This window comes from Microbacterium sp. bgisy189 (assembly GCF_057707225.1).
Window position 1 is genome coordinate 22423 of record NZ_JBYIPT010000005.1, and the last position, 13282, is coordinate 35704.

At 66.8% G+C, this 13282-nt stretch carries 12 protein-coding genes; 9 read left to right on the forward strand and 3 right to left on the reverse strand.

What is annotated here, in order from left to right; translation table 11 throughout:
• Positions 1-7: 7 nt before the first annotated feature.
• Genes AC3ENX_RS08205 through AC3ENX_RS08220 form a run of 4 tightly spaced genes read left to right on the forward strand, consistent with a single transcriptional unit; the run spans position 8 to position 4830 of the window.
• A complete protein-coding gene (locus AC3ENX_RS08205; RefSeq protein ID WP_434811378.1) occupies positions 8-1312 on the forward strand; it encodes an O-antigen ligase family protein in 1305 nt (434 codons plus the stop codon).
• Entirely contained in the window at positions 1305-2423 is a 1119-nt protein-coding gene (locus AC3ENX_RS08210; RefSeq protein WP_434811379.1) for a hypothetical protein, read from the forward strand. The genes AC3ENX_RS08205 and AC3ENX_RS08210 overlap by 8 nt, the downstream gene beginning before the upstream one ends.
• The gene (locus AC3ENX_RS08215; protein ID WP_434811380.1) at positions 2420-3286 is read left to right on the forward strand and encodes a sulfotransferase family protein; all 867 of its coding nucleotides are present in this window, start codon (positions 2420-2422) and stop codon (positions 3284-3286) included. The genes AC3ENX_RS08210 and AC3ENX_RS08215 overlap by 4 nt, the downstream gene beginning before the upstream one ends.
• Positions 3274-4830, forward strand: a complete 1557-nt coding sequence (locus AC3ENX_RS08220; RefSeq protein WP_434811381.1) for a lipopolysaccharide biosynthesis protein — start codon at positions 3274-3276, stop codon at positions 4828-4830. Before AC3ENX_RS08215 ends, AC3ENX_RS08220 begins: the two co-directional genes overlap by 13 nt.
• Before the next feature lie 54 nt (positions 4831-4884).
• On the opposite strand, the gene AC3ENX_RS08225 is transcribed toward AC3ENX_RS08220, so the two are convergent.
• From AC3ENX_RS08225 to AC3ENX_RS08235, 3 genes are all read right to left on the reverse strand, one after another.
• The gene (locus AC3ENX_RS08225; protein WP_434811382.1) at positions 4885-6210 is read right to left on the reverse strand and encodes a carbohydrate binding domain-containing protein; all 1326 of its coding nucleotides are present in this window, start codon (positions 6208-6210) and stop codon (positions 4885-4887) included.
• Between the two features lie 259 nt (positions 6211-6469).
• Positions 6470-7645 carry an adenylyl-sulfate kinase gene (cysC, locus tag AC3ENX_RS08230; protein WP_434811383.1) on the reverse strand — a complete coding sequence of 392 codons (1176 nt, stop codon included), beginning with the start codon at positions 7643-7645 and terminating at the stop codon, positions 6470-6472.
• A complete protein-coding gene (locus AC3ENX_RS08235) occupies positions 7642-8610 on the reverse strand; it encodes a sulfite exporter TauE/SafE family protein (RefSeq protein ID WP_434811384.1) in 969 nt (322 codons plus the stop codon). The genes cysC and AC3ENX_RS08235 overlap by 4 nt, the downstream gene beginning before the upstream one ends.
• Before the next feature lie 212 nt (positions 8611-8822).
• Between AC3ENX_RS08235 and AC3ENX_RS08240 the strand changes: the two genes are divergently transcribed.
• From AC3ENX_RS08240 to AC3ENX_RS08260, 5 genes are all read left to right on the forward strand, one after another.
• Positions 8823-9575, forward strand: a complete 753-nt coding sequence (locus AC3ENX_RS08240; protein ID WP_434811385.1) for a 3'(2'),5'-bisphosphate nucleotidase CysQ — start codon at positions 8823-8825, stop codon at positions 9573-9575.
• Entirely contained in the window at positions 9575-10495 is a 921-nt protein-coding gene (gene cysD, locus AC3ENX_RS08245; protein WP_434811386.1) for a sulfate adenylyltransferase subunit CysD, read from the forward strand. Before AC3ENX_RS08240 ends, cysD begins: the two co-directional genes overlap by 1 nt.
• Complete coding sequence (locus AC3ENX_RS08250) at positions 10495-11739, forward strand: sulfate adenylyltransferase subunit 1 (RefSeq protein WP_434811387.1); 1245 nt, start codon at positions 10495-10497, stop codon at positions 11737-11739. Before cysD ends, AC3ENX_RS08250 begins: the two co-directional genes overlap by 1 nt.
• Before the next feature lie 119 nt (positions 11740-11858).
• A complete protein-coding gene (locus tag AC3ENX_RS08255; protein WP_434811388.1) occupies positions 11859-13004 on the forward strand; it encodes a glycosyltransferase in 1146 nt (381 codons plus the stop codon).
• A complete protein-coding gene (locus AC3ENX_RS08260) occupies positions 13001-13261 on the forward strand; it encodes a glutaredoxin family protein (RefSeq protein ID WP_434811389.1) in 261 nt (86 codons plus the stop codon). Before AC3ENX_RS08255 ends, AC3ENX_RS08260 begins: the two co-directional genes overlap by 4 nt.
• Positions 13262-13282 lie beyond the last annotated feature (21 nt).

Sequence of the window (13282 nt, forward strand, 5' to 3'; positions counted from 1 at the left end):
GTGGCCAGTGTGGGCTGCGACGGCCGCCTACCCGCTGTGGTGGGCACTCGGCGTCACGACGCTCGTGTACCCGGTGTTGGCGGTCGTGCTCGGCCTCTACCTCATGCGGATGCGGCCGCTGCGGCTCCCGCCGGCGTGGCTGCTGTGGGTGATGTTCCTCGTGGTCGTGGTGATGAGCGCGGTCATGCTCGGTGTCGATGCGCCGCAGACAGCGGTACAGGGCGGCATCGGGCCGTATGGCGCCTACGCGCTTCGCCTCATGAGCTACCTCGCATTCACCTTCCTTCTGCTGTACGTCGGCAACCACACCGACCGGTCGCTCCCGGTGCGCAGCGTGGTCGCCGCGATCTCGGTCATGGCCGCGGCATCCGGCCTGCTCGGGCTCGCCGGCCTGGTGGCACCGGACTTCTCCTTCCGCGCCCCCGCGAGCTACGTGCTGCCCAGCATCCTCGTCGGAGACGGCACCGTCCGGCTCGCACAGGTGCAGGACATCCTCGGCGAAGACGCACCGCGCCCCTCCGCACCGTTCGAGTACACGAACACCTGGGGCGAAGTCGTCTCGATGGCGCTCATCTGGCTCGTGGTCTATGCAGTGGTCTCGCGCCGGCTTCGTCCATGGATCGCGCTCATCGTCGCCGTGACAGCCATCCCGATTCTCGCCTCGTTGAATCGAGGCGTCTGGGTCGGCACCATCCTCGCGATCGTCTACGTCGCAGTGCGCCTCGCGATGCGCCTGCACTTCGCGCCGGTCGCCGCCATCACCGCCGCAGTCGTCCTCGGAGCAGGCCTGATCACCTTCACGCCCGCGAGCGAACTCGTCGAATCACGCATCGAGGCAGGGCACTCCGATCAGATCCGCGAGAACCTCGCCGCCGACGCCATCCGCCTCGCGAACGAATCACCGATCCTGGGGTTCGGCTCGACCCGCAAGACGCAAGGATCGTACGAGTCGATCGCGATCGGACCGTCCGCGGACTGTGAGCAGTGCGGCGAACGGGTCATCGGCAGCACGGGGCACCTGTGGCTGCTGCTGGTGGCGCAGGGCTGGCTCGGCACGATCCTGTACGTCGGTTTCTTCCTGTGGTCGCTCTGGACGTTCAGACGGGACCATTCACCGAGCGGTATCGCCGCGTCTGCGGTGGTGATCCTTTCGCTGTTCTACCTGTACTTCTACGCCGCGGTCGGCGTGCCGTTGGCACTCGCGATGCTGTCGCTCGCCGTGTTGTGGCGCAACCAGCAGACGGGCACCGACCCGTCGGCCAAGCGCGCCCATTCCCGTCGCGAGGTCGTTGGAAGCGGCATGCATGGATGACGCGCTCCGGCAGTGCCTCGCCGACATCATGGTGCCCCCGACGGGGCCGGTCCGGGTCCTCGCGGTCCCCCGCGCCAAGGCGCCGCGCGCCTACGTCTCAGCCGCCCCGGCCCTCGCAGCGACCCGACTCGTGCGGCACCAGTACGGCGGCGGGTCACTCAAGCGACGCCTGCAGACCGGCGTGCTCACCGGCCTTGCCGCGAGCGGCATCGCGGCGCGCGTCTCGCCCTGGCGGGTTTCCGACTGGCGGGCGCCCGACGCCCGCGTCTTCCACGACTGGGTTCGGGGCGTGCTGAGCCGTGACGTTCGTGTCGGCGCGGTGCTCATCGGCCCTCCACGCGCGAACCGCAAGCCGGTCGTCCTGCTGACGGACCGTCGCGGTGAGCTCGTCGCCGTCGTGAAAGTCGGTTGGGATGCCGTCACCGCCCCGCTCGTGCGACAAGAAGCAACCGCCCTGGCGGAGGTCGAACGCGCCGTCGGTTCGAAGGTGCACGTGCCCCGATTGGTCGCGACGACGCAGTGGGGGGCGGTCGAGGCCATGATGATGGCGCCGCTGCCCAGGCTCGATCGGACGCGCGCCGTGGAGCGGTCGGTCTTGGTCGACACGGTGCGGCGGGTCGCGGGTGCGCAGGTGGTTCGCGCGCCGTTGGATGTGGGGCACGACCGGATGGCTCCTCTCGTCACCGCCGCCCGACACATCGACGCCAGGACCTCGGCCGTCGTGCACGGTTCGTCACACGGCGACCTCCACGCCGGCAATCTCGGCGTCGCCCGCGACGGGATGCCGGTGTTGTGGGACTGGGAACGTTGGCGCAGCGGTCTGCCGGTGGGATTCGACCTGCTGCATCACGACGTGCAGCGCTGGGTCACGGCCGACGGGCTCGCACCGCGACAGGCGGCGGATCGCCTCCTGCGCACGGCGCCCGCCATCCTCGAACCTCTCGGCATCACTGCTCCCCTGGCCCCGGTGGTCGCGGCGGACTACCTCATCCGACTGGCCGCGCGGTATGTCGAAGACGGGCAGGACGAGGCGGGCTCTCGCCTCGGCGCTGTCGAGAATTGGATCTTTCCCGCCATCATGGACTGGTATCGCGAACAGGAGCACCGATGACGACGACCAAGGACCTGCTACGCCCGCTGCAGCCGCTGGCCCGCTCCGTGATCGGCGCGACGGCCACGGCGACGTCACGGCTGCGGATGCGGCCCGACTTCCTCATCGTCGGCGGACAACGCTGCGGCACGACCTCGTTGTTCAAGACCCTCGCGCAGCACCCGGAGGTCGCGCGTCCGTTCGCGTTCAAGGGCGTCCACTACTTCGACATGCACCATGACCGCTCGTTCGGGTGGTACCGCGGGCACTTTCCGATCCGCATCACGTCGCAGCTGAAGCGCCTCGGGCGCCGAGGGCCCATCACGGGCGAGTCCAGCCCGTTCTACGGCTTCCATCCACTCGCGCCGCAGCGCATCGCTGCAGAACTGCCCGGCGTGCGTCTTCTCATGCTGCTTCGCGATCCGGTCGAGCGCGCGTACTCGGCCCACAGCCACGAGCGCGCACGCGGGTTCGAGACCGAGACGTTCGAGCGCGCCCTCGAGCTCGAAGAGGAGCGTACCCACGGTGAACGCGAGAAGATGCTCGCGGACCCGACGTACGTCAGCTTCCACCTGCAGCACCACGCCTATCTCGCCCGCGGACGCTACATCGAGCAGATCGAGGCGCTCGAGGCGGCCGTCGGGCCGGGCAGACTGCACGTGGTCGACTCACAGGAGTTCTTCACCCGACCGGAGGAGACCTTCGCGGGCGTGCTCGACTTCCTGGGGCTACCGCCGCATGACGGCATCACGTTCGAGCGGCACAACGCTCGCGATCGCAACCCGATGAAGTCCGATATGCAACAGCGTCTGCTCGCGAAGTTCGATGAGACGGATGCACGCCTGGCGCGCTGGTGGGGACGACCGTTGTCATGGCGCGAGTGACGGCGAGTCGGCATTCCGCTGCACACGACGAAGCGGGCACTCGCTCCGTCGCGCGCGGCGGGATCGCGAACCTCGCCGGCGCCGCGTACTCGGGACTGGCGACCTTCGCAATCACGGCAATCGTCACCCGCATTGCACAGCCGGCGGATGCAGGCGTCTACTTCTCCGCGATCTCCATCCTCCTCATCGCCGTCGCGCTCGTCGAGGTCGGGGTGCCGGTCGGTTACGTGTACCTGCTCGCGCGGTACCGCAGCACCGGACGGACAGCACTGCTTCGATCGGTGCTGACGACAGGCGCGGTTCCCGTCCTGGGGCTCGGCGTCCTCGTGGTCTCGCTGGCCCTGATCTTCCGCGAGCCCCTCGGTGCGGCTCTGATAGGCGCCGATGTCGAGGCGCACGCGACGATCGTGGCCGTCTTGTGTTGTGGATTGTTGGCCGCGATCGTCGCGGACTCGTTGTTGGGGGCAACGCGCGGGTTCGGTGTGATGCGGCCGACGGTCGTCGCCGACAAGTTCGTCAATCCGACGGTGCAACTGACTGCCCTCCTGTTGCTCGCGCTGGCGGGCTGGACCGGGGGCGCCGACCTGGTGTGGACGCGCGTCGTCGGGTTCGCGGCCGTCGTGATCGTCGCCGCTCCGTGGCTCTCGCGCCTGCTCCGCCGCCATCCTTCCCCCGAAGGCGCACCCGCGCGTGATCGGTGGATGCCGCGACGCGAGACGGTGGGCGAGTTCTGGCGGTTCAGCGGGCCGCGCGCCATCGGACAATTCGCACAGGTGGGCATCCAGCGGGTGGACATCATCTTGATCGCACTGTGGGTGGGCCCGGTCGAGGCTGCGGTCTACGCAGCCGCGAGCCGCTTCCTGATCTTCGGCCAGCTCGCTGCCAATGCCATCGGGACAGCAGTGCAGCCGCGATTCAGCGCGTTGGCGGCGCGCAATGAGATGGGCCCCCTGCAACACCTGTATCGAACGTCGACGGCGTGGGTCATGTTCGCGACATGGCCCCTGTATCTGACGTTCATCGTGCAGGCAGAGTGGCTCATGATGGTGTTCGGTGCCGACTATGCACGCGGCGCACCGGTTCTGCAGTTGCTCGCGGCCGCCATGCTCGTGGCGACTGCCTGCGGCGCCGTCGATGCCGTGCTCCTGATGGCGGGCCGTTCGACGTGGACCATGATCAACGCCTGGGTGGCGCTGATCGTCAACGTCGGTCTGAATGTGTGGTTGATCCCGGAGCTCGGCATCCTGGGTGCGACGATCGCGTGGATCGCGGCGATCCTCGTCAACAATCTGGTTCCGTTGGTGCAGGTTCGGGCCGGGCTCGGCGTGCACCCGCTCGGACGGCTGACAGTGCTTGCCGCTGCCATCCCCCTCCTGCTCTTCGGGCTCGCGCCGTGGGTCGTAGGGCTACTCGGCGGCGGTGTGATCGGTGCGACAATCTCGTTTGCATCTGGCGTCGCGCTCTACCTCCCCGTGCTGTGGCGACTTCGACGAGAACTCGGGATAGCCGGGATGCTGCGGTCTCGAGGTGGCGCTCGGTCTTGATTCGCGACGGATCGGATCGTGGGGCTCCCGGATCCGAGAGCCCCACGATCGGTGTCAACCGGTGACCACCTCGCGCCACGCCGCCTTTGATGGCGCGTCCGCGAGGCGGAAGTCACGCTTGGCGATGGTGTCGAAGTAGGTCACGAACAGCGCGCCTTGGCTGTCGAGGTAGCTCGCGATATCGCGCAACCACGAAGCTCGCTTCGCTCCCGTGTCACCGCCCATCAGCATCGATCCGGTCTCTGCGATGGCGAAGGGCTTGCCCTGTGCCTTCGAGGTCGCGATCACCTTGTCGTAGATGGACGCGGGCGTCCGGTACTCGGTGTTGTTGGTCCACGGGTTGTACGGGTCCCAGCCGAGAACGTCGATCGAGGCGGATCCCGGATAATAGTCCGAGAACGTTCGCCCGGAGCGCGAGTCGACGGTCCAGTCCATCAGCACCAGCATCGAGTGCAACTTGGGCTGGCAGGTCTCATCGGCAATCGCAGCGATGCGCTTCCATGCCGCGCGGTAGTCGGCCGCAGTGAACTCTCCGGCCTCGATGTTGTCTTCGGGTTCGTGGAAGTACGTCCAGTACACGTCGACAGATTGTGGCGCGGCACGGAACCAACTGCGAAGCGTCGCGTCGTACTGACCGGACAGGACTGCCTTGGGAGCAAGCTTGAAGGACACCGACAAGTCCGCCCCTTCGACGACTGATGCCGCGTTCCAATTCGGAACGCCGGGATGGAAGATTCGAACGACATCAGCTGCACCGTACGTCGACTTCGCGTATGCCCAGGCCTCGCGGAGTGGCTTCCCCCCCGGAATGTCGAGGGCGTACCCGAAGTCCGTTTCGGAGCCGAAGGACGAGGGGGCGCATGCCCCGCTCACGGGATTCTCGACAGGAGCAGGCGTGGTGGGCGACGTCGCACCACCACCTGAAACGACCCGAAGCGAGACGTCGTCGACCTGCAACGGCTGGTAGGCCTTTGCGTCGGAGGCGACCATCGCGATGTTGAGCTGGGCGCCGGCACGGGTCGTGGTGAAGGTCGTCGAGACCGTCTTCCACGTCGAGTCGGTGAGCGTGAAGGGGGCGGTGTGGTGCAGTTTTCCGGCCGTTGAAACCTCGTCGACGCGCACATCGCCGGTGAGCGAACCGTTCTGCGTGCGGACCTTGGCGGTCAGTTCGTAGGTCACGCCGGCTTTGGCGCTGGGGACGGTCGAGGTGACATCGCCCATGCGGAGCGCACCGCCGCCAGATCGCCAGAGTGTGGCGTAGGCGCTGCGGGAGCCTTCACGGAGGACGAGCTTCTCCGGCGACCCGGGGGCGACGTGCCAGCCGGTCAGGCCCTGGCTGAAGTCACCGTTGGTGACGAGTTCGGTTTCGGCGGCCGACACCGCTTGAGCGGCCCCCAAGACGAGGGCGATGGATGCGGCGCCGGCGATCGTGGCTCGCGCGAGGCGACGCAATGGTTTTCGGACGGGTGACTGGGCAGTATGCGAAGTCATAGACGCTTTCGGGTAGGAGTCGGCCCCTCCCCCCCCGGGTGGCCTCATGGAAAACTGATATGAAATTGTTGTCTGGGGAAGGGTACCCTTTGCGTCCGAGCGCGACAAAACCCATGAGAGCTAATTAACTGAGCACATGAGAGCTGGTTCATGAACCGCTGACGAGGGACTTCTCCCGCAGCATGCGTTCTACCCGCTCCACACACTCCTCGACCGACAGCGTCGAAGTGTCGATCCGAAGGGCCGGGTCGACCGGCGCTTCATAGGGCGAATCGATGCCGGTGAAGTCGGTCAGCAACCCCGCGCGCGCCTTCGCGTAGAGCCCCTTCCGATCCCGCCCCTCGGCGATGTGAAGAGGTGTCGCGACGTGGATCACGAGGAAGGGCGCGTTCGGCTCGACCTTCGTCCGCATCGCCTCGCGCGACGCCGCGAAGGGTGCGATCGGCGCACAGATCGCCAGCCCGCCGCCCTCGGCCACGCGTGCAGCGACCCACGCGATCCGTTGCACGTTCTTGTCTCGATCTTCGCGACTGAACCCCAGTTCAGAAGACAATTCGTGGCGAACATTGTCGCCGTCGAGGAGCACCGGGCGGTGCAACCCACGAGCCGCCAAATGCTGCGACACAGCCCGCGCGATGGTCGATTTTCCCGCCCCGGACAAGCCAGTGAACAACAGGACCGCCCCTCGAGACGGTGACGAGACGGGGCGGCGCAGATCGACGACCTCGGCGGGACGGCGACTGTCGGTCAGCAGCGAGACGGCATCGATCTCGGGGGTCCCGAGATCGGTATCGGGAACGAACCAGACGCGTGCGTCGGGCAACTGCTCGATGCACGCCTCCAAGTCTGCGAGCGCCTTGCCCGATACGACCGCGTCGGGGCCTCCGGCAAGGACGAAATCGATCGGGCGACCCTCCGCGAACGCGACCGCGCGTAGGACATCGGCAGCACACGCCTCCGACACGATGACGGCCACGCGACCCTCCAGATCCGTCTCGCGTCGCATCCGGCGATGCCGACCGATACCGTGCTCGGCAGCGCGAACCCCTCGCAGCGGCCCGGCGAGCCATGCACTGTCAACACCCAAGCTCGCGCCGGTCACGGTCAGGACGGCCAGCGGCGTGTTGTCGCGATCAGTCAGGGTCAGCTCGCCGCCTCGCTCGACGCTATCGACGAGGTCTGGCGGCACGCGCAGCATCGGGGCTGCCGTCGCGCCGCCGTGCTCCGGCAGGACGTATTCGGCGACCGGATGCACCAGCCCGCTCAGGATGAGCTCGAGACCCTCCAATCTCGATCCCTCCAGCGCAAGAGTGCCGATGGTCATTCCGACCTCCCGGGGCCGGCTTCGTCAGCGACGGCGCGAGAGGCTCGTTTTCGGCGCGCCTCGACGCTCGCCAACGCTGGAAAGCCCATCGACCGGCGAATCAACATCCAGACGATGGGACCGAGTGCCGCGACAGCCACGAGCACGATGCCGGTGACCTCGTTGCTCACGTTGAGCAGCTTCAGACCGGACGCGAGCAATACGAACGCGAGCGCGCGACGCACGATGCCGCCGGGCAGTCTGGCCGACAGTTGCGCACCGATGAAGGCACCGGGGACACTGCCGATGATCAGCGGCACGGAGATGCCCAGATCGAGATCCCCGTACAGTGCGTGACCGATCGCGGCTGAGATCACGAGTGGAACCGCCTGTACCAGGTCGGTTCCGACGAGCTGGCTCGCCTTGAGCCCCGGGTACAGCAGCATGAGCCCGATGATGATGAGCGACCCGGAACCGACCGACGTCATTCCCACGATGAGCCCGCCCACGACACCGAGAAGGATCGTCGGGATCGGCTTGACCACCACATGAGGCCGATCCTGCGGGAGCGGCTGCCCGCGACCGTCGCGTGATCGGGCGCGCTCGACAAGCCGCAAATAGGCCCGGACCATGAGCATCGAGGCGGTGAAGAGGATGGCAATGCCGAGGGCGATCTTGACGCCGCTCTGCACTGCTTCGGCCGTTCCCATCGCCTTCAACACGAAGACCCCGGCAAAGGCGGCGGGCACGGATCCGATACACAAATACCCGACCAGGCGCAGATTCACGGTGCCGCGCCGGAGGTGGACGAATGACCCGACCGGCTTCATCACCGCACTCGCTGCAAGATCACTCGACACGGCCGTCAACGGCGGCACGCCGAAGAACAGCACAAGCATCGGCGTCATCAACGCCCCTCCGCCCATGCCGGTCAAGCCGACGATGATGCCTACGGCGAAGGCCCCCAGAACCATCCCCCAGTCCATGGCGGCATTGTGGCATAGCATCCACCGCCTTGCCCACCCAAAAGATGATCAAACTCTCATCTGGCGGTGCGGTGGCCCCTTCTTGTAGGGTGAGCCTTCTGGGGGAGGACGCAACTGGGGAGTCGCGTCATACAGGTGGTGCGTGCACCGCCGGTACCGGGCGTCTGCGTACGCCCGGCCCCCCGCACCGATTGAGATCGGATGGGGGATGCATGGACGACAGCGCACTCGCGAGGATGCTCGCTGAGCACGCCGGGGCGGCACTGAAGGCGCTTCAGCGCTCGAGCGAGCCTGGATTGCTCGGCACACGTGAATTGAAGGATCTCGGCGACCGCACCAGCCAAGACCTGTTGGCGGCCGCCCTCGCCGAGCATCGACCGGCTGACGCGATTCTGTCCGAGGAGGCCAAGGACGACCCGGCACGACACACAGCCGAACGCGTCTGGATCATCGATCCGCTCGACGGGACCCGCGAATTCTCGGAAGGGCGAGAGGACTGGGCAGTCCATGTCGCTCTGTGGTCGGCGGGCGACCTCATCGCCGGCGCGGTCGCACTACCGGGCCTCGGCATCACGCTCGGCGCCGACGACCCGGTCCGCAGCTGGCCGACTCCCTACCCCGTACGCATCGCCGTCTCGCGCACGCGCCCGACGGCACTCGTCGTGGCCGTCGCACAAGAAATGGGTGCCGAACTCGTCCCGATGGGCTCGGCGGGGTTCAAAGCGTCGGCCGTCGTGCGCGGTGAGGTCGACGCATACCTGCACACCGGTGGCCAGTACGAGTGGGACTCTGCCGCGCCGGTCGCAGTGGCTCGGGCGGCGGGATTGTTCACGGCGCGGATCGACGGGTCTCCGTTGGAATACAACCGCGAGAACCCATATCTTCCGGATCTCATGATCTGCAACCCGTCACTCGCGGACGAGCTCCTCCGTCGAGTACGCGCCAACACAGTTGAGGGGGAATAATGGCGGAAACTGCTGACGACGTCGGCTACGGAATGACGCAACTCGATTACCTGGAGGCCGAGGCGATCTTCATCATTCGCGAGATCGTCGCCGAGAACGAGAGCCCCGGCATGCTGTTCTCGGGTGGCAAGGACTCGATCGTCATGCTGCATCTCGCGACCAAGGCGTTTGCCCCGGCATCTCTGCCGTTCCCGGTCGTGCACATCGATACGGGTCACAACTTCGACGAGGTGCTCGAGTACCGCGATCGACGCGTCGCCGAACTCGGCGCCCGACTCATCGTCGGGTCCGTGCAGGCCGCGATCGATGCGGGCCTCGTGCGCGAGGAACCGAACGGCTCTCGCAACCGCATCCAGACGCCGGTCCTGCTGAAGACTGCAGAAGACCACGGGCTGTCAGCCCTGATGGGCGGCGCCCGCCGGGACGAAGAGAAGGCCCGCGCGAAGGAGCGGGTGTTCTCATTCCGCGACGACTTCGGGCAGTGGGATCCGAAGAACCAGCGACCGGAACTGTGGTCGCTGTACAACGGGCGCATCCACCAGGGCGAGAGTATCCGCTGCTTCCCGTTGTCGAACTGGACCGAGCTGGACATCTGGGAGTACATCGCCCGGGAGGGCATCGAAGTGCCCTCCATCTATTACGCGGCCGAACGTGAGGTCTTCCTCCGCGGCGGCATGTACTTCGCCGTGAATCAGCACTGCACGCCGCGAGACGGCGAGGAGGTGTTCACCGAGACGGTGCGCTACCGAACCGTCGGCGATGCGACGCTGACCGCGGCTGTCCTGTCCGACGCGCGCACCGCCGAGGAGGTCATCGCCGAGGTCGCCGCGACCCGTGTGACCGAACGCGGCGCCACTCGCGGCGACGACAAGGTGAGCGAGGCCGCCATGGAGGATCGGAAGAAGGAGGGGTACTTCTGATGGACATCATGAGATTCGCGACCGCGGGGTCGGTCGACGACGGCAAGAGCACGCTCATCGGGCGTCTGCTGTACGACTCCAAGTCGATCTTCTCCGACCAGCTCGATGCCGTTGAGCGCGCGAGTCAGCAGCGCGGCGACGCCTACACGGACCTCGCCCTGCTGACCGACGGGCTGCGCGCCGAACGCGAGCAGGGGATCACGATCGACGTCGCGTACCGGTACTTCTCGACACCGCTGCGAAAGTTCATCATCGCCGACACCCCTGGGCACATCCAGTACACCCGCAACATGGTGACCGGCGCCTCGACCGCAGACCTTGCGATCATCCTCATCGATGCGCGCAAGGGCCTGGTCGAGCAGAGCAGACGGCACGCGACCATCGTGTCGCTGTTGCGCGTACCGCACGTCGTCCTGGCGATCAACAAGATGGACCTCGTCGACTGGTCGCAGGACGTCTACGAAGAGATCAGCGGCGCGTTCCGCGACTTCGCGGCGCGCCTCGATTTCGCCGATGTCACGGCCATCCCGATCTCGGCACTCACCGGCGACAACGTCGTCAGTCGCTCGGAGCACATGGACTGGTACGAGGGACCAGCGTTGCTCCATCACCTCGAGCACGTCTACATCGCGAGCGACCGCAACCTCGTCGATGTCAGGTTCCCGGTGCAGTACGTCATCCGCCCCCAGAACGGCCGCGGCGACTACCGAGGCTTCGCCGGACAGTTGGTCAGCGGCGTGGTGCGCCCTGGTGACGAGGTGATCGCTCTGCCGAGTGGGCTCCCCACCCGGGTCCGAACCGTCAGCACGGCAGACGGCGAACTGCAGGCCGCGTACCCACCGATGTCGGTGACGATCCAACTGGAGGATGAGGTCGACATCTCGCGCGGTGACATGATCTGCCGCCCCAACAATCAGCCCGAGATCACTCAGGACATCGACGCGATGATCTGCTGGATGGACCCCGAACCGATGCGCGTGGGCGCCAAGTATGTGATCAAGCACACGACGCGGACCGTACGCGCGCTTGTGAAGCACGTGCAGTACGAACTCGACATCAACAGTCTGCATCGTTCGCAATCGCCGACCGAGCTCGGGCTGAACGCGATCGGTCGCGTCAATCTGCGCACGACATTGCCGCTGCTATCCGACCCGTATCGCCGCAACAGGCAGACCGGATCGTTCATCGTCATCGACGAGGCGACCAATCGCACCGTGGGGGCCGGCTTCATCACAGAGAATTGATCGCTGCCGCCGGGAGCCGATGAGGGCCTTCCACAGTCCTCGCACATCCCCAGCCTGCTCATCGGCGAGCGCGGGTAAGGTGAGACGACCCGGCCCGCCCGAAGACTCGCGAGCAGCACATGGACCTGTCCATCATCGTCCCGACCTTCAACGAAGGTCCGAACGTCGATGAGCTGTTGCGCCGCATCGGCGAGACGCTGGGCGATCGCCGCTTCGAGGTGATCTTCGTCGATGACTCGACCGATGACACCCCGGAACGTGTGCTGGCGGCGGCCGAGCGCTCCCCCTTTCCGGTGCGGCTGCTCCACCGTGAGTCGGCGACAGCGGGGCTCGGCGGCGCGGTCGTGGAGGGGTTCCACCTGGCCGCCGCACGGTGGTGCCTCGTGATGGACGGCGATCTGCAGCATCCGCCCGAAGACATCCCCCGCATGCTCGAACGCGCCGAGGCAGGTGACGTCGACATCGTCGTGGCCTCACGGTATGCATCCGGCGGTGATTCGAAGGGATTGGCCGATGCGACGCGCACGACGGTCTCCCGCGCGTCGACCCTGCTCACGAAGTCGATGTTCCCCCGCAAGCTGTCGGGGTGCTCCGACCCGATGACGGGCTTCTTCCTCGTCGATCGGGAGGCGGTCGACCTCGAGGCGCTGCGTCCTCGCGGGTTCAAGATCCTGCTCGAGATCCTGGCGCGCCGCCAGTTGCGCATCGGTGAGGTGCCCTTCTCGTTCGCGCAGCGGTTCGCGGGCCAGTCGAAGGCGAGCTTCACGCAGGGCGTGCGCTTCTTGACGCAGTTGGCGATGCTGCGGTTCGGGCGCATGTCGGCCTTCGCGCTCGTGGGCGGCGCCGGGGCGATCGCGAATCTCGTGATCATGTGGGGGCTGATTCGGCTCGGCCTCGACTACGTGCCGGCGGCGATCATCGCGAGCGAGGTCACGATCATCGGCAACTTCCTGCTGCTCGAATACCTCGTCTTCGCCGACATGCGTGCCGAGTCGGGCAGGGTGACGCACCGCTTCGTGAAGTCGTTCACCTTCAACAACCTCGAAGCCGTCGTGCGCATCCCGGTGATGTCGGTGCTGGTCGAAGGCGCGCACATCCCGAGCGTGCTGGCGGCCGGACTCACGCTGGTCGCCGCGTTCGTCGTGCGTTTCGTGTTCCACGCGCTCGTGGTCTACGCCCCCAAACGCGGCGCGGTCTCTGCGGCGACCGCCCGCAAGGAGCCTGCGGCCTCAGCGTCGTCGGGTCGACGTACGCTGGATGCATGACATCCCCCACCGAGACCATCACGATGTTCGGTGCCGACTGGTGCCGCGACTGCCGTCGCACGAAGGCGCAGCTCGACAGCCTGGGCGTGGCGTACACGTACGTCGATCTCGAGGCCGATCCCGCGGCCGCCGATGTGGCGCGTGACATCTCGGGACGCACGAACATCCCCGTCGTGGTCTACCCCGACGCGACGCATCACGTCGAACCGTCGAACGACGACGTCGCCGCCAAGCTGCGCGAACTCTCCCTCATCTGACGCCGCATCCGCTGCACGGGC